The sequence below is a fragment of the Frondihabitans sp. VKM Ac-2883 genome (assembly GCF_015350875.1).
Lineage (GTDB): Bacteria > Actinomycetota > Actinomycetes > Actinomycetales > Microbacteriaceae > Frondihabitans.
Window position 1 is genome coordinate 75,612 of record NZ_JADKSF010000005.1, and the last position, 25,500, is coordinate 101,111.

Annotated in this window: 24 protein-coding genes; 17 read left to right on the forward strand and 7 right to left on the reverse strand. The window is 68.4% G+C overall.

What is annotated here, in order from left to right; translation table 11 throughout:
• The first annotated feature begins 2 nt into the window (after positions 1 to 2).
• The 6 genes from ITJ49_RS10740 to ITJ49_RS10765 all read left to right on the forward strand — a co-directional run bounded on the left by ITJ49_RS10740 (position 3) and on the right by ITJ49_RS10765 (position 6,348).
• Positions 3 to 1,484 (forward strand): alpha/beta hydrolase, encoded by a 1,482-nt coding sequence (locus tag ITJ49_RS10740; protein WP_194605042.1) that lies wholly within the window; start codon positions 3 to 5, stop codon positions 1,482 to 1,484.
• A gap of 76 nt (positions 1,485 to 1,560) precedes the next feature.
• Entirely contained in the window at positions 1,561 to 1,860 is a 300-nt protein-coding gene (gatC, locus tag ITJ49_RS10745) for an Asp-tRNA(Asn)/Glu-tRNA(Gln) amidotransferase subunit GatC (RefSeq protein WP_055962927.1), read from the forward strand.
• Positions 1,857 to 3,416: an Asp-tRNA(Asn)/Glu-tRNA(Gln) amidotransferase subunit GatA gene (gene gatA, locus ITJ49_RS10750; RefSeq protein ID WP_370544477.1), complete on the forward strand. Its 1,560-nt coding sequence runs from the start codon at positions 1,857 to 1,859 to the stop codon at positions 3,414 to 3,416. Before gatC ends, gatA begins: the two co-directional genes overlap by 4 nt.
• Positions 3,416 to 4,924: an Asp-tRNA(Asn)/Glu-tRNA(Gln) amidotransferase subunit GatB gene (gatB, locus tag ITJ49_RS10755; protein WP_055962921.1), complete on the forward strand. Its 1,509-nt coding sequence runs from the start codon at positions 3,416 to 3,418 to the stop codon at positions 4,922 to 4,924. Before gatA ends, gatB begins: the two co-directional genes overlap by 1 nt.
• Positions 4,925 to 4,937: 13 nt before the next feature.
• Positions 4,938 to 5,492 carry a hypothetical protein gene (locus ITJ49_RS10760; RefSeq protein WP_194605045.1) on the forward strand — a complete coding sequence of 185 codons (555 nt, stop codon included), beginning with the start codon at positions 4,938 to 4,940 and terminating at the stop codon, positions 5,490 to 5,492.
• Between the two features lie 10 nt (positions 5,493 to 5,502).
• Entirely contained in the window at positions 5,503 to 6,348 is an 846-nt protein-coding gene (locus tag ITJ49_RS10765; protein WP_194605048.1) for a DUF3097 domain-containing protein, read from the forward strand.
• Between the two features lie 77 nt (positions 6,349 to 6,425).
• Here the strand turns inward: ITJ49_RS10765 and ITJ49_RS10770 are convergent, their stop codons facing one another.
• Positions 6,426 to 7,589: an SGNH/GDSL hydrolase family protein gene (locus ITJ49_RS10770; RefSeq protein ID WP_194605051.1), complete on the reverse strand. Its 1,164-nt coding sequence runs from the start codon at positions 7,587 to 7,589 to the stop codon at positions 6,426 to 6,428.
• A 93-nt stretch (positions 7,590 to 7,682) separates the two neighbouring features.
• Here ITJ49_RS10770 and ITJ49_RS10775 point away from each other — a divergent pair, with 93 nt between their 5' ends.
• The 3 genes from ITJ49_RS10775 (at position 7,683) to ITJ49_RS10785 (ending at position 9,461) form a co-directional block, all read left to right on the forward strand.
• Entirely contained in the window at positions 7,683 to 8,111 is a 429-nt protein-coding gene (locus ITJ49_RS10775; RefSeq protein WP_194605054.1) for a VOC family protein, read from the forward strand.
• A 253-nt stretch (positions 8,112 to 8,364) separates the two neighbouring features.
• Entirely contained in the window at positions 8,365 to 9,045 is a 681-nt protein-coding gene (locus ITJ49_RS10780; protein ID WP_194605057.1) for a spermidine/putrescine ABC transporter substrate-binding protein, read from the forward strand.
• Positions 9,045 to 9,461 carry a DUF3054 domain-containing protein gene (locus ITJ49_RS10785; RefSeq protein ID WP_194605061.1) on the forward strand — a complete coding sequence of 139 codons (417 nt, stop codon included), beginning with the start codon at positions 9,045 to 9,047 and terminating at the stop codon, positions 9,459 to 9,461. The genes ITJ49_RS10780 and ITJ49_RS10785 overlap by 1 nt, the downstream gene beginning before the upstream one ends.
• A 181-nt stretch (positions 9,462 to 9,642) precedes the next feature.
• On the opposite strand, the gene ITJ49_RS10790 is transcribed toward ITJ49_RS10785, so the two are convergent.
• A complete protein-coding gene (locus ITJ49_RS10790) occupies positions 9,643 to 9,963 on the reverse strand; it encodes a hypothetical protein (RefSeq protein WP_055962903.1) in 321 nt (106 codons plus the stop codon).
• 156 nt (positions 9,964 to 10,119) lie between these two features.
• Here ITJ49_RS10790 and ITJ49_RS10795 point away from each other — a divergent pair, with 156 nt between their 5' ends.
• From ITJ49_RS10795 to ITJ49_RS10805, 3 genes are read left to right on the forward strand one after another with little or no spacing between them, the layout of a single operon-like run.
• The gene (locus ITJ49_RS10795; protein WP_194605064.1) at positions 10,120 to 11,121 is read left to right on the forward strand and encodes an SDR family oxidoreductase; all 1,002 of its coding nucleotides are present in this window, start codon (positions 10,120 to 10,122) and stop codon (positions 11,119 to 11,121) included.
• On the forward strand, positions 11,118 to 12,563 hold the full coding sequence (locus ITJ49_RS10800) for an NAD(P)/FAD-dependent oxidoreductase (RefSeq protein ID WP_194605067.1): 1,446 nt from the start codon (positions 11,118 to 11,120) through the stop codon (positions 12,561 to 12,563). Before ITJ49_RS10795 ends, ITJ49_RS10800 begins: the two co-directional genes overlap by 4 nt.
• A gap of 10 nt (positions 12,564 to 12,573) precedes the next feature.
• Complete coding sequence (locus ITJ49_RS10805; protein WP_194605070.1) at positions 12,574 to 13,014, forward strand: SRPBCC family protein; 441 nt, start codon at positions 12,574 to 12,576, stop codon at positions 13,012 to 13,014.
• Positions 13,015 to 13,047: 33 nt separating this feature from the next.
• On the opposite strand, the gene ITJ49_RS10810 is transcribed toward ITJ49_RS10805, so the two are convergent.
• Entirely contained in the window at positions 13,048 to 14,727 is a 1,680-nt protein-coding gene (locus ITJ49_RS10810) for a long-chain-fatty-acid--CoA ligase (RefSeq protein ID WP_194605073.1), read from the reverse strand.
• A 97-nt stretch (positions 14,728 to 14,824) separates the two neighbouring features.
• Here ITJ49_RS10810 and ITJ49_RS10815 point away from each other — a divergent pair, with 97 nt between their 5' ends.
• Together ITJ49_RS10815 and ITJ49_RS10820 are read left to right on the forward strand one after the other, a co-directional pair.
• A complete protein-coding gene (locus ITJ49_RS10815) occupies positions 14,825 to 15,643 on the forward strand; it encodes an SDR family oxidoreductase (protein ID WP_194605077.1) in 819 nt (272 codons plus the stop codon).
• Positions 15,644 to 15,739: 96 nt separating this feature from the next.
• Positions 15,740 to 16,708 (forward strand): oxygenase MpaB family protein, encoded by a 969-nt coding sequence (locus tag ITJ49_RS10820; protein WP_194605080.1) that lies wholly within the window; start codon positions 15,740 to 15,742, stop codon positions 16,706 to 16,708.
• Positions 16,709 to 16,712: 4 nt separating this feature from the next.
• Here ITJ49_RS10820 and ITJ49_RS10825 read toward each other — a convergent pair whose 3' ends face one another.
• Together ITJ49_RS10825 and ITJ49_RS10830 are read right to left on the reverse strand one after the other, a co-directional pair.
• A complete protein-coding gene (locus ITJ49_RS10825) occupies positions 16,713 to 18,431 on the reverse strand; it encodes a long-chain-fatty-acid--CoA ligase (protein ID WP_194605083.1) in 1,719 nt (572 codons plus the stop codon).
• A 248-nt stretch (positions 18,432 to 18,679) separates the two neighbouring features.
• Positions 18,680 to 19,237 carry a TIGR03086 family metal-binding protein gene (locus tag ITJ49_RS10830; RefSeq protein WP_194605086.1) on the reverse strand — a complete coding sequence of 186 codons (558 nt, stop codon included), beginning with the start codon at positions 19,235 to 19,237 and terminating at the stop codon, positions 18,680 to 18,682.
• 116 nt (positions 19,238 to 19,353) lie between these two features.
• Between ITJ49_RS10830 and ITJ49_RS10835 the strand changes: the two genes are divergently transcribed.
• Complete coding sequence (locus ITJ49_RS10835) at positions 19,354 to 19,932, forward strand: hypothetical protein (RefSeq protein ID WP_194605571.1); 579 nt, start codon at positions 19,354 to 19,356, stop codon at positions 19,930 to 19,932.
• Positions 19,933 to 20,013: 81 nt separating this feature from the next.
• On the opposite strand, the gene ITJ49_RS10840 is transcribed toward ITJ49_RS10835, so the two are convergent.
• Both ITJ49_RS10840 and ITJ49_RS10845 read right to left on the reverse strand, forming a co-directional pair.
• Complete coding sequence (locus tag ITJ49_RS10840; RefSeq protein ID WP_055962878.1) at positions 20,014 to 20,571, reverse strand: YceI family protein; 558 nt, start codon at positions 20,569 to 20,571, stop codon at positions 20,014 to 20,016.
• A gap of 136 nt (positions 20,572 to 20,707) precedes the next feature.
• Positions 20,708 to 21,712, reverse strand: coding sequence for an aldo/keto reductase family protein (locus ITJ49_RS10845; RefSeq protein ID WP_055962877.1), 1,005 nt, complete (start codon positions 21,710 to 21,712; stop codon positions 20,708 to 20,710).
• A gap of 235 nt (positions 21,713 to 21,947) precedes the next feature.
• Here ITJ49_RS10845 and ITJ49_RS10850 point away from each other — a divergent pair, with 235 nt between their 5' ends.
• Together ITJ49_RS10850 and ITJ49_RS10855 are read left to right on the forward strand one after the other, a co-directional pair.
• Positions 21,948 to 23,453, forward strand: coding sequence for a glycosyltransferase (locus ITJ49_RS10850; protein WP_370544478.1), 1,506 nt, complete (start codon positions 21,948 to 21,950; stop codon positions 23,451 to 23,453).
• The gene (locus ITJ49_RS10855; protein WP_194605089.1) at positions 23,450 to 25,453 is read left to right on the forward strand and encodes a glycosyltransferase family 39 protein; all 2,004 of its coding nucleotides are present in this window, start codon (positions 23,450 to 23,452) and stop codon (positions 25,451 to 25,453) included. The genes ITJ49_RS10850 and ITJ49_RS10855 overlap by 4 nt, the downstream gene beginning before the upstream one ends.
• Positions 25,454 to 25,500: the final 47 nt, after the last annotated feature.

Genomic DNA, 25,500 nt, shown 5'->3' on the forward strand with positions numbered 1-25,500 from the left:
ACGTGCTGTTCTTTGCCGCAGCCATCCTGATTTCCTCGGTCCACGTGCTTGGTGTGGCCGGGCCTACAGCCGTGCCTGTAAGCGACGCGACCGCCCAGCAGATGTCGGCGCCGAGCCACCACGTGTCGGCCACGGCGACGCCCGTCTCCCTGGTCGACACCCGCATCGCACCCGGTCGAGAGGTCCGCTCGGCCATCTCGGTCGCGCCCGCCGTCGCGGCCGGCGATCTGACCGCCTGCCGGGGCGAGGTCACCGACGTTGCCGCATGCCTCGACGGCCTCGGAACAGCTCCCGTCGCCACGCTCGAGAGGTTCGGCCGTTCACTCGACTCCGACACCGGCGAAGACGTCGCCTTCGCGACGGCCATCGGGCGCCAAGGATCCGCCACGGCCACAAGGTCATGGTGGCAATCTCTGGGGCTCGAGCGCCGCACCGCCCTCGCCACCGCGCTGCCGTCGATCGTCGGCAACCTCGAGGGCGTCCCCTACAAGATCCGCGACGCGGCCAACCGGCTCACCCTGGAGAGCACGCTCCAGCGCCTGAGTGCCCGGGCCGCGCAGTCGCACGAGGCCATCGGCGGGTCGGCGGAGGCCCCACGCGTGGCCATGCTCGACCAGGTGCGGGCGGCACTGGCAGCGGGTGCCGACCGGAGTCTGCTCTCACTCGACACCGTGTTTCCGGGTCGGGCCGCCGTGGCGGTCGGCGATGTCGACCGGGCGGCCAATGTCAGCGTGATCGTGCCGGGCATGCTCTACACGGTGACGACGCAGATGGTGAGCCTCACCGGGGCCGCCGCTGATCTGCAGAGCTCGCAGACGTTCTGGTCGAACACCCTCTCGACGTCGGTCTCGCACCACGTCGCCACCTCGGCGGTGGTCGCGTGGATGGGCTACAAGACGCCGGGCCTGACGAACGTGCTCGGAATCGGTCTCGCCACGACGGGCGCACGGCAACTCGAAGACGCCATTCAGGGGCTCGACGCCGATCGCCGAACGGACATGCCGCGGGTCACCCTCATCGCGCACTCCTACGGATCGACGACCTCGACCATCGCCCTGTCGTCCGGTCGCGTCCGGGTCGACGACTTCGTGGCCATGGGGTCGCCCGGAAGCGTGGTCGCAACGGCGTCGAAGCTCGACGTCACGGCCGGTCACGTCTTCGTCGCGGCGGCGGCCCTCGACCCCGTGGCGGGCAGTGCGGTGTTCGGGGCCGATCCCGGATCGATGGCGTTCGGGGCGAAGGAGCTCAATCTCGGGGCGATGGTAGATCCGTATACCGAGCAGCGAGTCACGGCCGTCGTCTCGCACAACGAGTACTTCACGGCCGGCAGCCACTCGATGCGCAGCCTGGCGCTCATCGGGATCGGTCGCGGCGACCTCGCCGACGGCCGACGGCCCGAGCCGGGCGCGCCCGAGCTCACGAACAGCCCGTCGCTCGGGCTGGTACGGCCCCAAGACATCAACCGGGAGTCGGTGGGCGTGTAACGCGGACTCGCCTCCGAACGCGGGGGAGGGCGGCGCCGTGCCGGATCCTCGGCGGGGCCCGAATAGACTTGGTGCCATGTCTGAAATCACCCGCGAGCAGGTGGAGCACCTGGCAGGTCTCGCCCGCATCGCCCTCACGCCCGACGAGATCGAGAAACTCACCGGAGAGCTGGGGCACATCGTCGACAGCATCGCGAAGGTGCAAGAGGTCGCCGGGCAAGACGTTCCCGCGACGAGCCACCCGATCCCGCTGTCTAACGTGTTCCGCGACGACGTGGTCGGAGAGACGCTGACGCAGGAGCAGGCACTCGCGGGTGCGCCCGAGCACGACGGAAGCCGCTTCAAGGTGAGCGCGATCCTGGGAGAAGAGCAGTGAGCGACACAGTGCCCGCCAACGACCTTATTCGCCTGTCGGCGGCCGACCTGGCTTCGAAGCTCGCTTCGGGCGAGGTGTCGAGCGTCGAGGCGACGAAAGCCCACCTCGACCGGATCGCGAGCGTCGACAAAGACGTGCACGCGTTCCTCCACGTGAGCGAGGCGGCCCTTCAGACGGCGGCCGCGATCGACGCGAAGCGCAGTGCCGGAGAGAAGCTCGGCCCGCTCGCGGGTGTGCCGATCGCCATCAAAGACGTGCTGTGCACCTCCGACATGCCCTCGACCTCCGGCTCGAAGATCCTTGAGGGCTGGGTGCCGCCGTACGACGCGACCGTCGTCGCGAAGCTTCGCGCCGCCGACCTCGTGCCGCTCGGCAAGACCAACATGGACGAGTTCGCGATGGGCTCGTCGACCGAGTTCTCGGCCTATGGCCCGACCCACAACCCGTGGAACCTCGACCGGATCCCCGGAGGCTCCGGCGGAGGCTCGGCCGCGGCTGTCGCCGCGTTCGAGGCGCCGCTCGCCCTCGGCAGCGACACCGGCGGATCGATCCGTCAGCCCGGTGCCGTCACGGGCACGGTCGGCGTGAAGCCCACCTACGGCTCGGTCAGCCGCTACGGAGCGATCGCGCTCGCATCGTCGCTCGATCAGGTCGGGCCCGTCAGCCGCACGGTGCTCGACTCGGCGCTGCTGCACGACGTCATCAAGGGGCACGACAAGCGCGACTCGACCTCGCTGCGTGACGAATGGCCCTCGTTCGCCGATGCGGCCACCGCCGGCCTCGCTCCCGGCTCGCTGCAGGGCGTCAAGATCGGCATCGTGAAGGAGTTGAACGGCGACGGCTTCCAGCAGGGCGTCAAGGCCCGCTTCTCCGACGCCGTCGCCCTGCTGACGAGTGCCGGCGCCGAGATCGTCGAGGTCTCGGCCCCGAGCTTCGAGTACGCGATCAGCGCCTACTACCTGATACTTCCCGCCGAGGCGTCGTCGAACCTTGCCAAGTTCGACTCGGTCCGCTTCGGCCTCCGGGTCAACCCCGAGGGCGGCGGCACGGTCGAGCAGGTCATGTCGGCGACTCGCGAGCAGGGCTTCGGCCCCGAGGTCAAGCGCCGGATCATCCTCGGGACCTATGCGCTCAGCGCGGGCTACTACGACGCCTACTACGGCAGCGCGCAGAAGGTGCGCACGCTCGTGCAGCGTGACTTCGCCCGTATGTTCGACGAGGTCGACATCCTCCTCTCGCCCTCGGCGCCGACGACGGCGTTCCCGATCGGCGAGAAGATCGACGACCCGCTGGCGATGTACCTCAACGACCTGACGACGATCCCGGCGAACCTCGCCGGAATCCCCGGCATGTCGATCCCCATGGGCCTCGCCGACGAAGACGGCCTGCCCACCGGCATCCAGCTCATGGCTCCGGCCCGCGAAGACGCCCGCCTCTACACCTACGGCGCCGCGCTCGAGCAGCTCTTCGAGCAGTCGTGGGGTCACACACTCATCTCGAAGGCGCCGAGTCTCAGCGCCTCCGAACAGTCCGCCGCAACCGAGGGAGTCGTCTGATGGCCGCCCGCCCAGAACTGATGGACTACGACAAGGCCCTTGAGATGTTCGAGCCCGTCGTGGGCTTCGAGGTGCACGTCGAGCTGTCGACCAAGACCAAGATGTTCTCCGACGCCCCGAACGAGTTCGGCGGAGAGCCCAACACGAACATCACGCCGGTCGACCTCGGTCTTCCGGGCTCGCTGCCCGTCGTCAACGGCCAGGCCGTGAAGTACGCGATCAGCCTGGGCCTCGCGCTCGGTTGCTCGATCGCTCCGACGTCGCGCTTCGCGCGGAAGAACTACTTCTACCCCGACCTCGCCAAGAACTACCAGATCAGCCAGTCCGACGAGCCGATCGCGTTCGAGGGCTCGGTCGAGGTCGAGATGCCCGACGGCACCCTGTTCACGGTGCCCGTCGAGCGTGCGCACATGGAAGAAGACGCCGGCAAGCTGACTCACGTCGGCGGGTCGACCGGCCGGATCCAGGGCGCCGAATACTCCCTCGTCGACTACAACCGCGCCGGCGTGCCGCTCGTCGAGATCGTCACGCACCCGATCATCGGCGCGGAGCACCTCGCTCCCGAGCTGGGTGCCGCCTACGTCGAGACCATCCGCGACATCGTCCGTGGTCTCGGCATCTCGGAGGCGAAGATGGAGCGCGGCAACCTGCGCTGCGACGCCAACATCTCACTGCGCCCCCGCGGCCAGGAGAAGCTCGGCACCCGCACCGAGACGAAGAACGTCAACTCGTTCCGCGCCGTCGAGCGCGCCATCCGCTACGAGATCCAGCGTCAGGCCGCGATCCTCGCCGCGGGCGGCTCGATCACGCAGGAGACGCGCCACTGGCACGAAGACACCGGGCGCACTTCCGCCGGGCGCCCCAAGAGCGACGCCGACGACTACCGCTACTTCCCCGAGCCCGACCTGCTCCCGGTCGAGCCGTCGCTCGAGCTGATCGACGAGCTGCGTGCCGCGCTGCCCGAGTCGCCGGCCGTGATGCGGACGCGACTGAAGGCCGAGTGGGGCTTCACCGACCTGGAGTTCCAGGACGTCAAGAATGCCGGTCTGCTCGGTGAGATCGTCGAGACGGTCAGCGCAGGATCCTCGCCCCAGGCCGCTCGCAAATGGTGGACGGGCGAAATCGCGCGTCTTGCCAACGCCGCCGGCCCCGAGGTCGAGGCCTCCTCGCTGGTCACCCCGCAGCAGGTCGCGGAGCTCATCACGCTCATCGACTCCGGCGAGCTCACCGACCGCCTCGCGCGCCAGGTGCTTGAAGGGGTCATCGCCGGCGAGGGCTCGCCGTCCGAGGTCGTCGAGAAGCGCGGGCTCAAGGTGGTCTCCGACGACGGTGCGCTGATCGCGGCCATCGACGACGCGCTGGCTGCCCAGCCCGACGTGCTGGCCAAGATCCGCGACGGCAAAGTGCAGGCGGCCGGCGCGGTGATCGGCGCGGTCATGAAGGCGATGAAGGGTCAAGCCGACGCGGCCCGAGTTCGCGAGCTCGTGCTCGAGAGAGCGCAGGCCTGAGCTGTCCGGCACAGTGTCTTCCCCCGCTCCGAAGGGCACGGCCTGGTGGCTCACGCCGCTGCGTCCGGGCCTGATCGGCCTGGTGGCACTCGTGGTCGCTGTCATCGTGGCTTCGCGGGTGCTGCCTGCCCACTCGATCCTCATCTGGACGTCGGCGGGCAAGCAGGGGCTTGCGGCGTCACGGAGCGATCTCGAGATCACCGCCACGATCGCCGGGCTCATCGTGCTCGGGGCGTGGATCCTCGGGTCTCTCGCTTTCGCGGTGACTCCGGCGCGGCACATGCTCGTGCCGCACGCCGCCTACTGGAAGTCGGGCGGACGCGAGCGGGTGCGCGAGATGCAGCACCGCTACTTCATCTACCTGTCGCGGGCCATCGGGATCACGTTCTGGTTTCTCGCCGCCGAGGTGATGGTGGCGGTCGTCTCGCAGAAGAACGGCCTGCTCGAATCGCCGTGGCTGCCGGTGGTCGTCTCGGCCCTGTACATCATCGGCCTGCTCGTGTTCGCGGTGTGGGTCTTCGCCGACGGGTTCCAGCCGGCCGAGGCCAAGGCCGCGCGACGCCGCTAGAGGAGGGGCCATGACCGACTTCGATCGCTACGGCGACGACGTCCTCGCGAAGGGCTGGAAAGACGCGGGGCGCAAGCCGCCCCGTGTCGTCGATGCCGTGCGCGACCTCGTCGTCGAAGAAACCCGATCAGGGTTCACCGGCGCCATCGTGCGCGTCGAAGCCCAAACGGTGGAGCTCGTCGACTGGAAAGACCGCGTCCGTGCGTTTCCGCTCACCTCGGCCTTTGCGATCGACGGCGAGCCCGTGCGGCTGCAGTACCCCCGGGCGGCGCCTCAGGGGCGTCTCCGGTCGGCCTCCGGGTCGTTCGCGGTGACTGACGCCACTGCCCGCGTGGCCTTGCCGAGCCGAATCTTCGTCGAGGGGCGTCACGACGCCGAGCTCGTCGAGAAGGTCTGGGGGCACGACCTGCGGATCGAGGGCGTCGCCGTCGAATACCTCGAAGGGGTCGACCACCTCGCTGACGTGCTCAAGGAGTTCAAGCCCTCACCCACACGCAAGGTCGGTGTGCTCGTCGATCACCTGGTGAAGGGCTCGAAAGAGAGCCGCATCGCCGAACAGATCAGCCGCAGCCCGCTCGGCCGCTCGGTGCTGGTCGTCGGGCACCCGTACGTCGACGTGTGGCAGTCGGTCAAGCCGGGGCGGCTCGGCATGACGGAGTGGCCGACGATTCCCCGCTCCATCGAGTGGAAACACGGCATCTGCCAGGCGCTCGGGTGGCCGCACGACGAGCAGGCGGACATCGCTCGGGCGTGGCAACGGATCCTCGGCCAGGTGCGCACGTTCGCCGACCTCGAGCCCGCTTTTCTGGGCCGAGTCGAAGAGCTGATCGACTTCGTCACGGCGCCCGCCGCGTAAGACCTCAGAATCGACCTCTTGGGGCGCTGATGCCCGGTCGTTTTTGACGTCTCGGGTGGCTGGCCAGCAGCAATTCGCTAGCGTCGATCGGCGCGAGCGCGGGTGATACCCCGCCAGGCGAGCAACACGATCACGGCGAAGACCACCAGGATCCCGCCGAACACGATCCAACCGAGGTCGATCGTGAAGCCGTCCGACCCTGCGGGTGACGACGTCGGCGAAGGGGACGGCGTGGGCGCGAGAGCAGCCGCGACGGCGGCACTCATCTGCGCGGCCAGGAAGCGAGCGCCGGCGGCATTCGGATGCAGGGCGCCGCGCTGCAGCGAGATGTCGCTGAACCCGGCCGACGCGATCAGAGTGATGCCCTGCATGTACGACCCCGAGGTCGCGCAGCCGGAGTGCGCCCGGGTCGCCCCGAGCGTCGACACGTAGGTGAAGCCAGCGGCCTTCGTAGCGGAGCGGAGGGCGTCGTCGAGGTGATCCTGCACGCCGGAAAGGTACTTCACGTCGGTGGCGGTGAAGGGGAAGCCGTTCGCGGGCAGCCCGTCGGTGAGGGTCGACGCCGAGACGACGGGGCGGAAGCATCCCGCCGGGGGAGTGTGGGCCGCGTCCGGGAAGATGGCCGGGTAGCCGACCACGATCACCTTCGCCTGCGGTGCCCGCGACGCGATCGTGGCGAACGCCGATCGGAGCCCCGAGGTGACGTGCCCGCTGATCGCCGCAGCCAGCGAATCGACGCCGTCGGTGACGAGCGCTGACCGGCACGACGACGCCCCCGAGCTGATCACGGGCCCCTCCTTTGCCACGGCAATGCATTTCGACGCCGTCGAGAACAGGCCGGCGTCGTTGCCGCCGATCGACACCGTGACCACCTTCGTCTGGCTGCCGAGGGCATCAGCCTGCGGAGCGGCGCCGTGCTGGCGCGTCGACACGATGTCGGCGGTGGTCGCACCCGCGCACGACACATCGGTGAGGTCGAGGCCCAGCGACGACGCGACGAGGTGGGGGTAGTCGAGGGCGGACTGACCGCACGCGGCGACAGGACGGCCCGTTGGCTGAGCGAGGCCGTACCCCGCGGCATACGAATCGCCGAGGGCGACGTACTCGGGGCCGTCTGCCGGGCTTGCGCCCGAGGTGGCCGCGGTAGCGGGCAGGGGCAGAGCGACGCCGCAGCCGACGAGCAGGGCCAGGACGGGGGCCAAGCGCAGGATCCGACGGATCCTTCGCTTCGTTTTCGGCATCTGCCAATCGTACGGGCACCTTGTGGTGCACCTCCTCCGAGCGGGAGACTAGCGCCGTCACAACGGCTGTGACATCGAGACCGGGAGGGTCCCATGGCTATCACGCTCAACCCGTATCTGAGTTTTCGCGGTCAGGCTCGCGAGGCCCTCGACTTTTACGCCTCGGTGCTCGGCGGCACCCCCACCACGATGACCTTCGCCGAGGGCGGCATGGCGGAGCAGTTCCCCGGCGAGGAGCAGCTGCTCATGCACGGCCAACTCGTCACCGACAACGGCCTGACTCTGATGGCCGCGGACGCCCCGTCGTCGATGCCCGGCGAGTCGGGCAGTGCGATCAGCGTGTCGCTGTCGGGCGGCGGAGACGGCGATTCCGAGACACTCGCCGCGTACTGGGAAGGGCTCGCCGCGGGCGCCACCATCGTCGCGCCCTACGAGCTGGCGCCCTGGGGCGATCGGTTCGTCATGCTGAAAGACAAGTTCGGCGTCGACTGGATGGTCAACTCGGCTGCTGCCGGCGCCTGATCGGCCCGCCCGGTCTGCTGCCTGCCCGAGCTGTGCCTGCCCGAGCTGTGGCCCGCCCGGTCTGCTGCCCGCCCGAGCTGTGGCCCGCCCGAATTTGAAGGAGAAACGTCGCGCCGCCGACGAAGACATCAGGATCCGACGGGGTCGCCGTCCGGTTTCTCCTTCGAATTTGCAGAGGGGGCACGCGATCGGCAGAGGGGGCACGCGATCGGCGTAGCGGTGAATCCGGGGGTCCTCGCCGTACGATGTGCGCATGGCCGATTCGATCGAGGGGCGCGTGCGCAACGGCGTCGACGCCTTCCTTCGATGGCTGCCGCGCTGGGAGATCGGCACCTCCCGGGCACGGACGAAAGTGTGCCGGCTCTGCCTCGGCTCGCCGGTCGCGACAGCGGCGGGGTTCGACCACGAGGTACCCCACACCGTGCAGCACGCTCTGCTCAGTCGCATGCGAGTCATCATCGACGAGGCCGTCGAGGAGTACACGGCGCGCAACCTGCCTCTCGTCTCGCGGGAGCTGAGCCGGGCCGCCGAGCCGGAGCCCGCCGGCTACAAGCCCGACGAGGGGCTCGCGCTCGAGTTCCAGGGGCTCGAGATCGACCCCGAGCCGGAGCCCGGACAGCCCTACCTGTTCACCCTCGCCGAACTCGCGGAAGCCGACCGGGTCGTGCCGCCCGCTCGTGCCGAGCCGTCGGATCCTGCCCCTAGGTCGCTCGCCGACACCCCCGCCAGCTACTCGGAAGAAGCCAAAGCCGCTTTGCGCACCGAACTCGAACTCGCCGACGACCACGCCCGGCAGGTCGGCACCGCCGTCTGCCTTGCTCTCGTCGAACACCGCACCCGTATTTCCGACGCAATCGACCGTCTGGTCGAACCGCAGATCGACGAGCTCCTCGCCGAACTGTCGCGGGCCCTTGAGAACCCGAGGTCGCGCTGATGGGCGTCATCGATCGGATCGTGAATCCGTCGTCGAGCGTCTTTCGGCGCTTCCCGTGGTGGTCGTTCGTGATCGACCTGGTGCTGGTGCTGGTCTTCGTGCTGATCGGCCGACGCAGTCACGCGGAGTCGGACGCGTTCGTCGGAGTGCTGACGACGGCTTGGCCGTTCGTGTGCGGGCTGGTGATCGGGTGGCTCGGCATCGTCGGATTCCGGTGGCCGTTCGTGACCCTGCACTCGGGAGTCGTGATCTGGGTCGCGACCGTGTTCGTCGGGATGCTGCTGCGGGATTCGTCGGGTCAGGGCGTAGCGGTGAGCTTCGTCATCGTGGCCACCATCGTGCTCGGTGTCTTTCTGCTCGGATGGCGAGCTCTGGCGATCACGCTGGCGAAGCGGCGTCAGCGGGCGGCTGCCTAGCCCCGAGCGGCCGGCCAGACGGCCCACCGGCCCACCGACCGGCCGGGCCTGCGGCGGGAGTGCAGAAATGGCCCTCCGCTAGCGCAGGCAGGGCCATTTTTGCACTTTCGACGAGCGGCGAGCCCCGAGCGGCGAGCCCCGAGCGGCGAGCCCCGAGGGGCGCGCCCGGAGGGCGCCGGACCTACGACTTGACGCTGTTGTCGAGCGACGGCTCGTCCGAGAGCACGAGGCCGCTCGAGCTGTTCGCGCTCGTGGTGAGCTCGGCCAGCCAGGCCCGGCTGATCGAAGGCACACGCCCGCCGTTGTACTTGAAGTAGAGGGGGATGCCGGGATCCATCCAAAGGCTCGACCGACCGTCGCCGACCTTCTGCGGGTCTCGCCACGAGAAGAAGAACGACTCGCGACGACGGAGCTTGGTGGCGATCACGATCTGCAGATGTTCGAGCGTGCGGTCTTCGAACTCGATCTCGATCGAGGTCGAACCGTAGATCAGTGATCCCATGGTTCTCCTTGGTGGTGACGCCGCACGAGTCCCGGATGACACGAGTGCGGCGAAACGAGGGTACCGGACGACGGAGCCCGCGCGGGCTCAGGGTCGCACGACTACCGTGAAGCATCCCGCGGTCAGCCGACCGACGCAACAGCACCGAGGAGATCCATGTCGAACAAGATCGCAGTCGTCACCGGCGGAACCGCCGGCTTGGGCCGTGCCATCGTCCGCGAACTCGCCGAGCGCGGGTGGGATGTCGCGATCCTGGCGCGCGGCGAAGACGGGCTCGACGGGGCAGCCGCCGACGTTCGCAGCACCGGCCGCCGAGCCCTTCCGATCAGCGTCGACGTGGCCGACAACGACGCCGTCGAGGCCGCAGCCGAGCGGATCGAGCTTGAGCTCGGCGAGATCGACCTCTGGGTCAACGACGCGATGGTGGGCGTCTTCGGCGAGTTCCTCACCACCGACCCGGGCGACTTCGAGCGGGCCACGCACGTCAACTACTTCGGCTTCGTCAACGGCACCCGCGCAGCTCTCAAGCGCATGGTTCCCCGCGACCGGGGCCACGTGATCCAGATCGGGTCGGCGCTCGCGCACCGCGGCATTCCGCTCCAGGCCGCCTACTGCGCCTCCAAGCACGCGATCACCGGCTTCACCGAATCGGTCACGACCGAGCTGATTCACAACAAGAGTCACGTGAAGATATCGCAGGTCGACATGCCCGCGATGAACACCATCCAGTTCAACTGGGTCAAGTCGCAGCTGCCCGACCACCCGCAGCCCGTTCCCACGATCTTCCAGCCCGAGACCTGCGCCCGCGCCGTCGCCGACGTCGCCGAACGACCTCGTCGCCGCAGCTGGATCGGCGAGCCGACCGTCATGACGGTGCTCGGCAACCGGTTCGTCGCGAGCTTCCTCGACGTTTACCTTGCCAAGACGGGCTACTCCGGTCAGCAGGCCCCCGAGAAGTCGGAACCCATGCTGCCGACGAACCTCTATGAGCCCGTGGCCGGCGATCACGGCTCACGCGGCATCTTCAGCGACAAGGCCAAAGAGTCGAGCCCGCAGATCTGGTACACCCAGCACCGGACGGTGAGCTACGCCGCCGCGATCGGCGCGGCGGCGGCGGGGCTCACGGCGCTGGTGGCGGGCGTCAAGGCGCGCAAGTGACCGACGACGCCATCGTCGTCGGAGCCGGCCCCAACGGGCTGGCAGCGGCCGTCGTGCTCGCGCGGGCCGGGCTGAAGGTAAGGGTGCTCGAACGGAACGACACGATCGGCGGCGGCGCGCGTACGGCCGAGCTGACGCTCCCCGGGTTCCTGCACGACATCTGCTCTGCCGTTCACCCCATGGGCGCGGTCTCCGGCTTCTTCCGGCGGTTCGAACTCGACCGTAGGATCCCGATGCTCACCCCCGACATCAGCTACGCGCACCCGCTGGATGATGGTCGGGCGGGTATCGCGCACCGGAGTCTCGCCGACACGGTGGCCGACCTGGGCCCCGACGGCCGCTCGTACGGGCGTCTGCTCGGCGACCTCGTCGCCCGCGACGACCAACTCGCGCAGTTCTCGCTGTCATCGCTGCTGCAGCTTCCGCGCCACCCCGCCACCGCCGCGATCTTCGGCCTGGCAATGCTCGACCAGGGCATGCCGTGGTGGAACGAGCGCTGGCGCACCGAAGAGGCGCCGGCAATGCTCGCCGGCGTGATGGCGCACGCGATCCGTCCGATGCCGACCCTCGCGGCCTCCGCCGCGGGCCTCGCTCTCGCGGTGCACGCGCACGCTCGCGGTTGGCCTCTGCCTCAGGGCGGAAGTCAGAGCATCATCGACGCTCTCGCCGCCGACGTGATCGCGCACGGGGGTGAGATCGAGACCGGCGTCGAGGTGACGTCGCTCGACGAGGTCGCCCGCGCCAAGGCAGTCGTCTTCGACGTCAGCGCCCGAGCGATGGCCGCGATCGGCGGCGACCGCTTCCCCTCCTGGTACTCGCGTGCGCTCAACAAGTTCCAGTACGGCAACGCCGCCTCGAAGGTCGACTTCGCGCTCTCGGAGCCGGTGCCGTGGCTGAACGCCGACGTGCGCCGATCGCCGACCGTGCATCTCGGCGGCACCCGCGAGCAAGTGGCGGCCGCCGAGAGGGCGGTGGCCCAGGGGCGCCATGCGCCGGATCCTTTTGTCTTGGTCGTTCAGCAGGGAGTGATCGACCCGACCCGAGCCCCCGAAGGCAAGGCGGCGCTCTGGGCATACACGCACGTGCCGCGCGACAGCGACATCGACCAGACCGAGGTCATCACTCGCGAGATCGAGAAATACGCGCCCGGGTTCCGTGACACGATCCTCGCGTCGGTGTCGCGGACGGCCAAAGACCTCGAGAACTACGACCCGAACTACATCGGCGGCGACATCGCCACCGGGGCGCCGAGCGTCAAGCAGCTCATCGCGCGGCCGATCATCGATATCGACCCGTGGCGTACGCCCGAAAAGGGCGTCTACCTCGGGTCGTCGTCGACCCCGCCCGGGCCGAGCGTGCACGGTCTCGGTGGCGCCTACGCGGCCCGAAGTGCACTACGACACGAATTCGGCATACGCTCGCTTCCTCACCTCGGACTCTGAAAGGGGCGCCATGTCTGTTCGCCACCGCCTGATCCACGCCACACCCGAAGCCGTTTTCGACGTGCTCGCCGACGGCTGGCTGTTCGCGAGCTGGGTCGTGGGCTCCGCCCGGATCCGCGACGTGTCGGATGCCTGGCCGGCCCCCGGATCCGAGATCCATCACTCGTTCGGCTCCTGGCCGGTCGTGATCGACGACACGACCTCGTCGGTGGAGTGGGACGCCCCTCGGCACGCCAAGTTCGTCGCGCGAGGCTGGCCGATCGGCGAAGCGGTCGTGATCATCGACATCAAGCGGCACAGAGACGGCTGCGTCGTCCGCATGGAGGAGTACGCCTCGAAGGGCCCCGGCCTCGTGGTGCCGAAACCGCTCATGGCGATAGCGCTGAACATTCGCAACACCGAGGCGTTGCAGCGTCTCGCCTGGCTCGCCGAGGGGCGCGCCGGGCGCTGACGCGCGGCCGGCGCGGCCCTCGGTAGGCAAGCCCTACTTCTTGAGCAGCTGCTCTTTCACGTGGCGGCGGATGACCTTGCCGATGAGCGACTTGGGCAGGCTGTCGACAACGACGATGCGACGCGGAACCTTGTAGGCGGCGAGGTTCTCTCGCGCGAACTCGCGCAGTGCCGCCTCGTCGAGGGTCGTGCCGGGCTCGACGACCACCGCGGCGGTCACCTGCTCGTTCGACGAGGATCCGAGACCCACGACCGCGACATCGGCCACCCCCGCGAACTGCTTGAGCGTGTCTTCGACCTCGGACGGCGACACGTTGAACCCGCCGGTGATGATGAGGTCTTTGATGCGGTCGACGATGGTGAAGTAGCCGTCGTCCGAGATGGTGACGATGTCGCCCGTGCGGAACCAGTCGCCCGTGAAGACCTCTGCGGTCTCGTCGGGGCGCTTGTAGTAGCCGCTGAAGACCTGGGGTCCGCGCACGACGAGCTCGCCGCGCTCACCGAGGGGGACGTCTTTCGTCGGGTCGTCCGGGTCGACGGCGCGGGCCTCGGTGCTCGGCAGGGGCATGCCAACGGTCCCGGCACGGCGGCTGTCGGCGACCGGGTTCGCCATCAGCACGGGGGAGGTCTCGCTGAGGCCGTAGCCCTCGATGAGCCACCCGTGCGAGCGCTCCTCCCAGGGCTCGACGACGGAGGCCGAGAGCGGCATAGCGCCCGAGATGGCGATCTCGATGCCGTTGAGCGAGACGCCGGCATCGTCGGCCGCCCGCTGCAGCCGCTGGTAGATCGGCGGCACGGCGGGCAGGAATGTCGGCGGGTGCTTCTTCATCGCCTTCAGCACGAGCGACGGCTCGAACGCGGGGAACAGCACGAGGCGCGATCCCATCCGCATGGCGAAGGTGAGGCAGAGCGTGAGGCCGTACGCGTGGAACATCGGCAGCACCGCATAGACGACGCTCGAGCCCTCCTGGATCTGCGGGATCCATGCCTGGCACTGCGCGGCATTCGACAGGAGGTTGCCGTGAGTGAGCATCGCGCCCTTGGGGCTGCCCGTGGTGCCGGAGGTGTACTGGATGAGAGCCAGATCGCCCGTCTCAGGGCGCGGGTGGTTCGTGTCGATGCGAGGGGACCCCGCGATCTTCTCCCACGGAGTCGTGCCCGAGACGCTCGTCGTGAGGCGCTCGCGCGACTCGCGGGCCTTCTTGATCGGCAGGCGGAGCTGGGCGCGCATCGAGAAGAGCATCGCCTTGGTCACGTCGATCGACACGATGCCGTCGAGGGGCACCTCGGCCGGGAACTTCTGCAGGGTCGCTACCGTCTTGTCCCACGCGATCGCGAAGCGGGCGCCGTGGTCTTCGAACTGGTGCTGCAGCTCGCGCGGCGTGTAGAGCGGGTTGTGCTCGACGACGATGGCGCCGAGACGCAGGATCGCGTAGAACGCGACGACGTGCTGGGGGCAGTTCGGCAGGATCAGCGCGACGGTGTCGCCCTTCTTCACCCCGAGGCGGCGGAGGCCCTCGGCGGCCCGCTGGATCTCTTCGACCATGTCTTCGTAGGTCGTCTCCGCACCGAAGTACTCGAGTGCCACGGCCTTCGGGTATTTCTGAGCGGTGTCGCGGACCAGATCGATGAGGGAGCCGGTCGCGGGCTCGATGTCGTGAGGGATGCCGGGGGCGTAGGAGCCCAGCCAGGGACGGGCGCTGTCGATGGTCACTGCACCACTCTAGAAGGTTCGGGGGACGAACCTGGGGAAGCCGAGGATCCGAGGGAGTTGCCTGACCCAGGAATCACTCATCGAAAGGAACACGACAGTGAGCAAGGTTTGGTTCATCACCGGCGCATCCAAGGGCTTCGGCCGCGAGTGGGCCGAGGCGGCCCTCGAGCGCGGCGACAAGGTCGCTGCCACCGCCCGCAAGATCGAGACGCTCGACTCCCTCGTCGAGCAGTACGGCGACAGCGTCTTGCCGCTGACTCTCGACGTCACCGATCGCTCGGCCGATTTCGCCGCCGTCCAGCAGGCGGCCGAGCACTTCGGCGCCCTCGACATCGTCATCAACAACGCCGGATACGGTCACTTCGGCATGATCGAGGAGATCACCGAAGACGAGCTTCGCGCCCAGCTCGAGACGAACCTGTTCGGCGCCTTCTGGGTCACCCAGGCGGCGCTGCCGATCATGCGCAAGCAGGGTTCGGGCCACATCATCCAGGTGTCGAGCATCGGCGGCATCAGCGCCTTCCCGACGGTCGGCGCGTACCACGCGTCGAAGTGGGCGCTCGAAGGCTTCTCGCAGTCCCTCTCGCAGGAGGTCGCCGGCTTCGGCATCGACGTCACCCTGATCGAGCCCGGCGGATTCTCGACCGACTGGTCGGGCCCCTCGGCCTCGCGCAGCGACGAGCTGCCCGAGTACAAGGACGTCCGTGAGGCCGCCGCCAGCCGTCCGTCGGCGAACAACCCCGGTGACCCGAAGGCGACCCGCACCGCGATTCTCAAGGTCGTCGACGCCGAGAAGCCGCCGCTGCGCATCTTCTTCGGCAAGGCGCCCATCGAGATCGCGACGAAGGACTACGAGTCCCGTCTGGCGACCTGGGACGAATGGCAGCCCGTCTCCGTCGAGGCGCACGGCAACTGATCGAAAGCGACTGAACACAGGCAGCCGTTCCCGCCGATCGCTCGGACCCGAGCGATCAGGGGGCCCGCTGTCAGGTGGCTGGCATTCACTGGACGGATGCCAGCCACTGCTTCGTCCGGGGCCCCCTCAACTGATGCCCCCTCGGGTCTCGCCCGCGTCACCGAACCGATCCGCTCGCGCCTTCAGTACACCTTCAACGGTCAGCGCACGGGCACGCCCGAGTGGGTCAGCGACCTCGAGAAGGGCGACGACCCCGGCTTCTTCGGGCCGGGATCGGCCGTGTGGGCCGTGCACGGCGGCATGTCGACGATCCCCGCGGGAGTTCGCGCGCTGCTCGTGCAGGCGCTGCACCCGGGAGCGCTCGCCGGGGTGCACGACCACTCTCGGTATCGGGAGGATCCTCTGGGCCGTCTCGCCGGCACGATCCGCTGGATCTTCACCGTCTCGTACGGTTCGCAGGAGGCCGCGACCCGCGCGTCGAACTGGGTGCTTCGCCTGCACGAGAAGGTGAGTGGCAGCTACGACGACCGCCACGGCGTCTCGCACGACTACAAGGCCAACGACCCCGACCTACTCGCCTGGGTTCACATGGCGTTCGCCGACTCGTTCCTGGCGGCGGCCATGGCATGGGGCGACCCCATCCCGGGCGGCCCCGACGCGTACGTGCGCGAGTGGGCCAAAGCCGGCGAGCTCATGGGAGTCCAGGATCCGCCGCGTTCCGTCGCTCAGATGCAGGCGCAACTGGCGGCCTTCGACGATGCGGGCACCCTCGAACGCTCGGCCCGCACCGATGACGTCGTGAAGTTCCTGCGCCGACCGCCGCTCTTTCCGGTGCTGCGCGCCGGTTACCCCGTGCTGTTCAACGGCGCCGTCAGCACCCTGACGCCGCGCCATCGTGAGCTGCTCGGGCTTCGCGCGCCCCACGTCGGCCCGCTCGACCTACCGACGCGGGCCCCCGCGGGCGCCATGCTCGCCGGGATCGGCGCGCTGCTGGGGCCGGAGCCGGTCGCCGCGAAGCACGCGCGATTGCGGAGGGCACGGCTCGGTATCGCGGATCCTGCGTAGCGCGTCACGAGCGGGCGATGAGCTCGTCGCGCACCTTCCGCCGCAGCACCTTCCCGATCAGGTTGCGCGGCAACTCGTCGACCACGAACAGGTGTTTCGGCACTTTGTAGGCCGCGAGGTTGTCGCGCAACTGCGCCCGAGCGGCCTCCTCGTCGAATGACGCGCCCGGTTCGAGCACGACCACGGCGGTGACGTCTTCGCCGCCGGCCTCACGAGGCAGACCGACGACGGCGGCGTCGGCCACCCCGTCGATGCCGCGCACGGCGTCTTCCACCTCGGAGGGCGCGACGTTGAAGCCGCCGGTCACGATCAGCTCTTTGATGCGATCGACGATCGTGATGAAGCCGTCGTCGCTCATGGTGACGATGTCGCCGGTGCGGAACCACCCGCCCGCGAGCAGCACTGCGGCCGTCTCGTCAGGCCTCCGCCAATACCCCTGGAACACCTGCGGGCCCTTGAGGAGCAGCTCACCGGGTTGTCCGGGCTCGACCGGCACCGTGGGATCCTCGCGTTTCACGACCTTCGCGAAGGTCGACGGGAAGGGCACGCCGACCGTGCCCGAGCGGCGCGACGGGCCGACCGGGTTGCCGAGCGCGACGGGAGAGGTCTCGGTCAGGCCGAATCCCTCGACGAGGATCCCGCGGCTCACTTCCTCCCACGCGGTCACGGTCGAGGCCGGCAGGTTCATCGCACCCGAGATGGCAGCTCGGCAGGCCGTCAGGTCGACCTTCCGGTCGCGGGCGGCGTCGGCGAGACGCTGGTAGATCGGCGGCACGGCCGGGAGGAACGTCGGCGGGTGCTTCTTCGCCGCGGTAAGCACGAGGTCGACGTCGAACTTCGGGAACAGCACGAGTCGGGCACCGATGCGCATCGCGAACGTGAGGCACAGCGTGAGGCCGTAAGCGTGGAAGAACGGCAGGACGCCGTAGACGGTCTCGGCTCCGTCGTCGAGACCCGGCACCCAGGCCCGGCCCTGCTCGACGTTGCTGCGCAGGTTGCGGTGGCTGAGGATCGCGCCCTTCGGAGTGCCCGTCGTGCCGCTGGTGTACTGCAGCAGCGCGATGTCGTCGGCTGCGGGCCGATCGTGCTTTCGTCGCAGCGGACGGTGGTCGACGAGGTCTGCCCAGGTGGTGACCGTCTTGCCGCTCGTGACGGGCTTGGCGGCCGTCAGCGCCGCCTTCGAGTCGCGTGCCTTCTTAACGGGCAGCCGAAGGGCGAGGCGCTTGCCGAGAGGCAGCTCACGGGTGATGTCGACGGCGACGATCCGGTCGAAGCGGATGTCGCTCGGCATGGACGCCAGGCGATCGACGAGGGTGTCCCAGGCGATCGCGACCGTCGCCTCGTGGTCTTCGAAGAGGTGGCGAAGCTCGCGATCGGTGTACAGCGGATTGTGCTCGACGACGACGGCGCCGAGTCGAAGGATCGCGTAGAAGGCCACGACGTGCTGCGGGCAGTTCGGCAGCAGCAGAGCGACCCGATCGCCGGGCTCGACACCGAGGCGTCGGAGGCCCTCTGCGGCGCGCAGGATCCGATCGTGCAGGTCTCGGTAGGTGGTCTCGCGCCCGAAGAACTCCAGCGCCGTGCGGCTGCGGTAAGTGCTCGCGGCCTCGTCGATGAGGTCGACCAGCGTCGCATCGGAGGGCTCGATGTCGGGCGGGACACCGGGGGCGTAGTGAGCGAGCCAGGGGCGGTCGGCGTCGACCGGGAGCTGTGAGGCTGACATGGGCCAAGCCAACCATGGGCGGCTGTGGGGGTGCGGCGGTGCGACGCCTGCTCTGCGGGCGTCTGCTCTGCGACCTGACGGGAATCGGCCAAGGTGCCAGCGCCGCGGCGCGCGACCTTGGCCGATTCGCGCGAGGTCGCTGGCGCTGGGCCACGGATAGCGACGCGGTTCGGCCGAAGCGACGCGGCGCGCTCCGTCGGTATGGCCGAAGCGCGTCAGAAAGCCCTGGCTCGCCAGAGCCACGCGGGTCAGCTCGCGTCGCGACCCGTCAGCGCGAGCAGGCGCACCCGCAGCGGCGCGTTATCGGGCACCGGCACGATCGGCGCGAAGAGGCCGCTCGCGGCGAGCCCCTCGGCCTGTGGCTCGAACACTCCCCACACGGCGTCGACGAGCGCGTCGTCGAGCTCTTCGCTGGTGCCGGTGGCGCGGGCAAGATCCCAGGAGTGGATCGTCACGTCACCGACCTGCTCGGCGAGGTAGTCGGACGCGGTCACAGTGTCGTACGAGAGATGCACTTCGCGGTCGAGGTCGGCCTGTTGCCACGCGTCCAGAGCGGAAGCGGCGTAGCGATGCCACTCGAGTGCGAGGTCGTCGCCGAGCGGGGCGACGGCGAGCTTTGCCTCGGAGGTGGTCTTGCCGGCAAGCAAGAGCGGCACCCACTGCTGGTCGTCGATCACGTGGGCGACGAGGTCGCGAGTGCTCCAGTCGGTGTCGGGTGTTGGGGCATCCCAGTCGGTGACAGCGGCGATGCGGTCGGCGAACTCGGCGTGGGCGAGGCGAAGGAGGGCGATCCAGTCGGTGGTCACGGTGTGATCCTCTCGTGTCGGGCCCCGAGCAGTGGCACACGGCCCCGGGGCTTGGTGCAACTCTGACCCTTGTCGAGGTGTTCCCGGGCCTCGTTCGCTGATGGGAGAATCGCCGAATGGGTGGTGGGGGAGAAGAACATAGGATCCGACGGCACGGCCTGATCTGGCCGGTTGCCTCGGTCGCGGCGACGGTGGTGGGTGTGGCCGCCGTCATCTGGGCGGAGGCGCAGCCCGTCTCGTTCGGCTGGTTCGCCTACGCGCCGCTGAGCGACACCACGTTCACGCCGGATATCGCGAGCGACTTCACGCCGGGTGTCGTTCTTGCCGTGATCGGTCTCGCCGTGCTCGGGTTCTGGTCGGGTCTCACCATCGACGCGAGGCGGAAGCACAGCGCGACACGGTCTCGGTGGTGGGCCACCCGGATCCTGGTGCCCGTCGGCCTGCTGCTTCTCGTGATCGGGATCGTGTTCGTTATCCAGTCGGCTCTGCCGTCCGACGCGCCCTTCGAGACCTTCATCCCTTTCTCGGGTGGGCCAAGCGACACGGCATCGATCAGCTCGTTTCCGGATGGAGGAAGCGCTGTCGTTCCGTTCGAGTTGATCCGGTGGGTTTCCGGCGCAGGCCTCACGCTCGTCGCACTCGGCCTGACCTCGCTCGCCTTCTGGTCCGGCCGGCGCACCTCGCGCGCCCGTTAACGGAGCGAGACCTCGAAAACGACCAGTGGGATCGCGAGGATCCGGTCGTTTTCGAGGTCTCGGCCTCGGAGTGAGTGACTGCTAGGAGGCGAGAACGACCTGGATCTCGAGGTCGAACGAGATGTCGTTTCCGAGCAGCACGCCGCCCTTTTCGAGGTTCTGGTTGAACGAGACACCGAACTCGGTGCGGTCGATCTTGCCCTTGGCCGAGAAGCCCGCCTTGGTCTGGCCGTAGCCGTCGGTGACGATGCCACCGAACTCGGCCTTCAGCGTGGTGGGCTTGGTGACGCCCTTCATCGTGAACTCGCCGTCGATGAGCAGGTCGTCGCCGTCCTCGGTGACCTTGGTCGACTTGAAGGTCGCGGTGGGGTGCGTCTCGGTCGAGAAGAAGTCGTCGGAGTGCAGGTGGCCGTCGCGGTCGGCGTTGCCGGTCGAGATCGACGAGATGTCGATGACGGCCTCGACAGTGGAGTCGACGATGGACTCACCGGTGGTCAGGGTCACGTCGAACTTCGAGAAGTTGCCCTTGACCTTCGAGATCGCGAGGTGGCGCACCGAGAAGGTGAGCTCGGAGTGCATCGGGTCGATGTTCCAGGTGCCTGCGACGTAGCCGGGGATGGTTTCGGTGGTGATAGCCATGTGGTGTCTCCGTAAGTGAGAAGCGGTAAGGGGATCCGAGAGATCGGTGACGTGTCACCGAACGGACGAATAGATGCAAGTGTATCGATTCGGGAGAAATTCCCAAGATCCGAGAAAAGAAGTTTCGGCCCGGGGCTCAGGCCGGGCGCGAGTCGGGCGAGACCGTCTTGGCGGGGTCGCGCTCGGCCAGGTGCCCCACGGCTGCATCGATCTTCGAGAGCACCTCGGCGGGCAGTTTCACGCCGGCGGCCTTGACGTTGTCGACCACCTGCTCGGGGCGCGAGGCGCCGATGATCGCGGACGCGACGTTGTCGTTCTGCAGCACCCAGGCGACGGCGAGCTGCGCCATCGACATGCCGAGATCGGCGGCGATCGGCTCGAGATCGGCGACGGCCGTCAAGACCTCGTCGGTGAGGAAGCGCTTGATGGTGTTGGCGCCGCCCTTCTCGTCGGTGGCCCGCGAGCCCGCGGGGAGCGGCTGGCCGGCCTTGTACTTGCCGGTGAGCACACCCTGGGCGATCGGCGACCAGACGATCTGCGAGAGGCCGTACTGCTTTGAGGCGGGCACGACCTCCTCTTCGATGACGCGCCAGAGCAGGGAGTACTGCGGCTGGTTCGAGATCAGCTGGACACCGAGCTTCTGCGCGAGCTCGTGGCCCCGCTGGATCTCGGAGGCGCTCCACTCGGAGACGCCGATGTAAAGGGCCTTGCCCTGGCGGACGACGTCGGCGAACGCCTGCATCGTCTCTTCGAGAGGGGTCTCGTTGTCGAAGCGGTGTGCCTGGTAGAGGTCGACGTAGTCGGTGCCGAGGCGCTTCAGCGATCCGTCGATCGACTCGAGGATGTGCTTTCGGCTGAGACCCACATCGTTGTGGCCGCGCGGCCCGGTGGGCCAGTACACCTTCGTGAAGATCTCGAGCGATTCGCGTCGCTCGCCCTTGAGGGCGTCGCCGAGGACCTGCTCGGCGGCGGTGTTGGCGTACGCGTCGGCGGTGTCGAAGGTCGAGATGCCGGAGTCGAGAGCGGCACGCACGCAGGCGGTCGCCTGGTCGTTCTCGACCTGCGACGCGTGCGTCAGCCAATTGCCGTAGGTGATCTCGGAGATCTTGAGGCCGGAGTTGCCGAGGTATCTGAATTCCATGGCCCCCAACTTACGCGCCACGGGCCAAGGCCCGCATATGAACAACTTGTGACCTTTGTCTGGCAATCCCGTCCAATTGCTGTACCCCGACCAAACCGTTCCCCCGGGGGCACCCGAATGAGGGGCATGGCTGGACTCTTTGCCCCCTTCTTGGGGGTCGGATGTTCCTTCTGATCGCTGACGATCTTACCCACCCGAGCATCATTCCCGATCTCCCCCCGAAAAGGAGACCTCCGTGTCGACTGACCCGACGCGTTACCTCAGCCTGCCCGCAGCCAGCGAACCCGCGCCGCTGCTCACCCCCCAGGCGCCGTCCGACGGATCCTTCGTTCCCAACCGCGGGGTCTCGACGGGTGCCGACGGCTCCGTCTTCGGATTCCAGTTCCCCGCCTGGACACCAGCGGAGTGGATCGGCTACTCGGCGCTCGTCGTCGTGTCGCTGCTACTGACGGCTGTCGCCGTGTCGACCCTCTGGTGGATGCTCCACGCCTGGCGCTCGAAAGACAACCTCAAGGGCACGTCGTTCAGCGATGACCCGCTGGACGCCCGCCACTCGTTCACGCTGCTCGTACCGGGTCGGCACGAAGAGGAGGTCATGGGGCAGACGCTCGACCGTCTGGCCCTGCAAGACCACCCCGACTTCGAGATCATCGCGATCGTCGGCCACGACGACCCGGGCACCGAGCGGGTCGCTCGCGAGGCGGCGGCCCGACACCCCGAGCTGATCCGGGTGATCGTCGACGACTCTGAGCCGAAGAACAAGCCGAAGGCACTGAACCTGGCGCTGCAGACGGCCCGCGGCGAGATCGTCGGCGTATTCGACGCCGAGGACGAGGTGCACCCGCGTCTGCTGACCTTGGTCGACTCGAAGTTTACCGAGACCGATGCCGACGTCGTCCAGGGCGGCGTGCAGCTGATGAACTTCCAGTCGTCGTGGTGGAGCCTCCGCAATGTGCTCGAGTACTACTTCTGGTTCCGGTCGCGTCTGCACTTCCACGCCAAGTCGAAGTTCATCCCGTTGGGCGGAAACACGGTCTTCGTCACGAAGAAGTGGCTCGACTGGTCGGAGGGCTGGGACGCCGGCTGTCTCGCGGAAGACTGCGAGCTCGGCGTGCGGCTCTCGAGCGCCGGTGCCAACGTCGTCGTCGCCTACACGCCCGAGGTCGTCACCCGCGAAGAGACGCCGGGAACCTTCACCTCGCTGCTCAAGCAGCGGACGCGCTGGAACCAGGGCTTCATGCAGGTGCTCGGCAAGGGGGAGTGGCGCAAGCTGCCCACGTTCCGTCAGCGCTTCTACGCCCGCTACCTCCTGACGATGCCGTTCATCCAGGCCGTCACGGGTCTTCTGATCCCCATCTCGGTCGTGCTGATCTTCACCATCAAGGTGCCGACCGGCATCGCCCTGATCACCTTCATCCCGGTGGCGCCGACCCTCGTGCTGCTCGCGGTCGAGATCACCGGACTCGCCGAGTTCGGCCGGACCTACGGCATCAAGGTCCGTGCCCTCGACTACTTCCGTCTCGTCTGGGGCCTGATTCCGTACCAGATCTTCCTCGCGCTAGGCGCGGTGCGAGCGGTCTACCGTCAGCTCCGCGGCCAGAACGGCTGGGAGAAGACGGAGCACAGCGGCCTGCACCGCGACGCCGAAGTGCCCACCTCCGAATCGAACGTCGTGCCGATCGGCGAGGGCCGTAAGCAGCCCGAATCCGCGCTCGCGATGGTGTCGGGAGACGAGCGATGACCGCCACGCAAGAACGTCCCACGGTCCAGGCCCCGCCGCGCCAGGCGAGCCGCGACCTCGCGGGCCCGCCCGCGGCTGCGCCGAAGAACCGAAGGATCCGAGGCTGGCTGGCTCGTCACGGAGCCTCCCTCGTCTGGATCCTGCCCGTCCTCGCCCTCGCCGGCATCGTCCAGCGGATCAACATGGCCGGGTCGCCCCAACGCATCGACGATGAGGGCACCTACACGGCGCAAGCCTGGGCCATCGGCCACCTGGGTGAGTTGACGCATTACACCTATTGGTACGACCACCCGCCGCTCGGCTGGATTCAGATCGCGGGCTACACCGGCCTCACCGGTGCCTTCGGGCGCTACGACCAGGCGGTCATGGCCGGCCGCGAGGCGATGCTCTTCTTTGCCCTCGTCTCCGTGCTCCTGGTGTGGCTGCTCGGTCGTCGTCTCGGCCTCAGCCGTCCGGCCTCAGCCGTCGCCGCGCTCGTGTTCGGTGTCTCGCCGCTGGCCGTGCAGTTCCACCGCACCGTGTACCTCGACAACGTGGCCGTGCCCTGGCTGCTGCTGGCCTTCCTCCTGGCTCTGAGCCGGAAGAACCAGCTGGCCGGGTTCATCGGCGCGGCCTTCGCCTTCGGGATCGCCGTGCTCTCGAAAGAGACGTTCCTCCTTGCCCTGCCGTTCCTGGCGTGGGTCATGATCCGGAACTCCGACAAGAGCACCCGCCGCTACACGCTCGCGACCTCGGGGGCCGTCCTGGCCCTCGTCGGGCTCAGCTACGTCGTCTTGGCGGCCGTGCGCGGCGAGCTGATCCCCGGCCCGGGCCACACGAGCCTGATCTCCGGGCTCACCTTCCAGCTCGGCACCCGCGCCGACAGCGGATCGATCTTCGACACCGGAAGCCTGTTCTTCAAGGTCGTCGACCAATGGTGGGTGCTCGACCAGGTATTCATCGTGATGGGTGTCCTCTCGGCCGTCGTCGCGCTGTTCCTCAGGCGCTTCCGCCCCCTGGCCGTGCTCGTGCTCTTCGCGGTCGCCGTCATGTTCCGCCCGAACAGCTACGTGCCGGTGCCGTACGTCATCATGCTGATCCCGTTCGCCGCGCTCCTCATCGCCGGTGTCGCCGACGCGGCCGTGAAGACGTACCGCGCTCGCCGGGCGGGGAAGGTCACCACGACCCTCAGCCGCGTGGGCGGTACCGCGTGGCTCGTGGCCTCCGCGGTCGCGATCGCGGCACTCGTGCCGTTGTGGACCGTCCAGCTCCGCGGATTCCTGCAGACCGACCTCGACCAGCCCATGGTGAGTGCCGAGCAGTGGGTCGACGACAACGTTCCGCACGACTCCCGGCTGCTCGTCGACGATTCCATGTGGGTCGACCTGGTGAACGATGGCTTCGATCAGGACAACGTCATCTGGTTCTACAAGATCGACACCGACGGGGCCGTCGAGGCGCAGTCGCCGAACGGCTGGAAAGACAGCGATTACATCGTCACGACCGACTCCATCCGAACCTCCGCCGCGGGCAGCCCGGATGTGCAGAACGCGCTGAAGAACTCGACCATCGTCGCCTCGTTCGGCACCGGCAACCAGCTGGTCGACGTCCGGCGCATCAACCCCGAGGGTTCCACGGCCGCGAAGCAGTCGGCCGACTCCGAGAAAGCGGCACAGACGGCCGCCGGCACCGAGATCTCGGAGAACCCGAGCCTCATCGCCTCCGACGCGCTGAAGAAGCAACTCGCCGCCGGGCAGCTGAACTCTCGGGCCCTGGTCGTGCTCGGGCAGCTCCTCGGCACCGGCAAGGTCACGGTCGCCGACCTGGAGCCGCTCCCGGGCGAGGAGGGGTCGTCGTTCCGCCGGCTCGTCATCGAGTCGGCAGCCGGCGAACCCGGCTCGCAGCTCACCGACTGGCTGAAGAACGTGGGATCGACCTACGCCCCCTCGACCATTCGCACCATGGGCGCGGGCACCGAGGTCGTCTTCCCGGCGATCGAGCCGACCGGCCTCCTCGGCTGATGGGCACCCACGCACGCTCCTCCCGAAGAACCCGTCGCACCACCCGC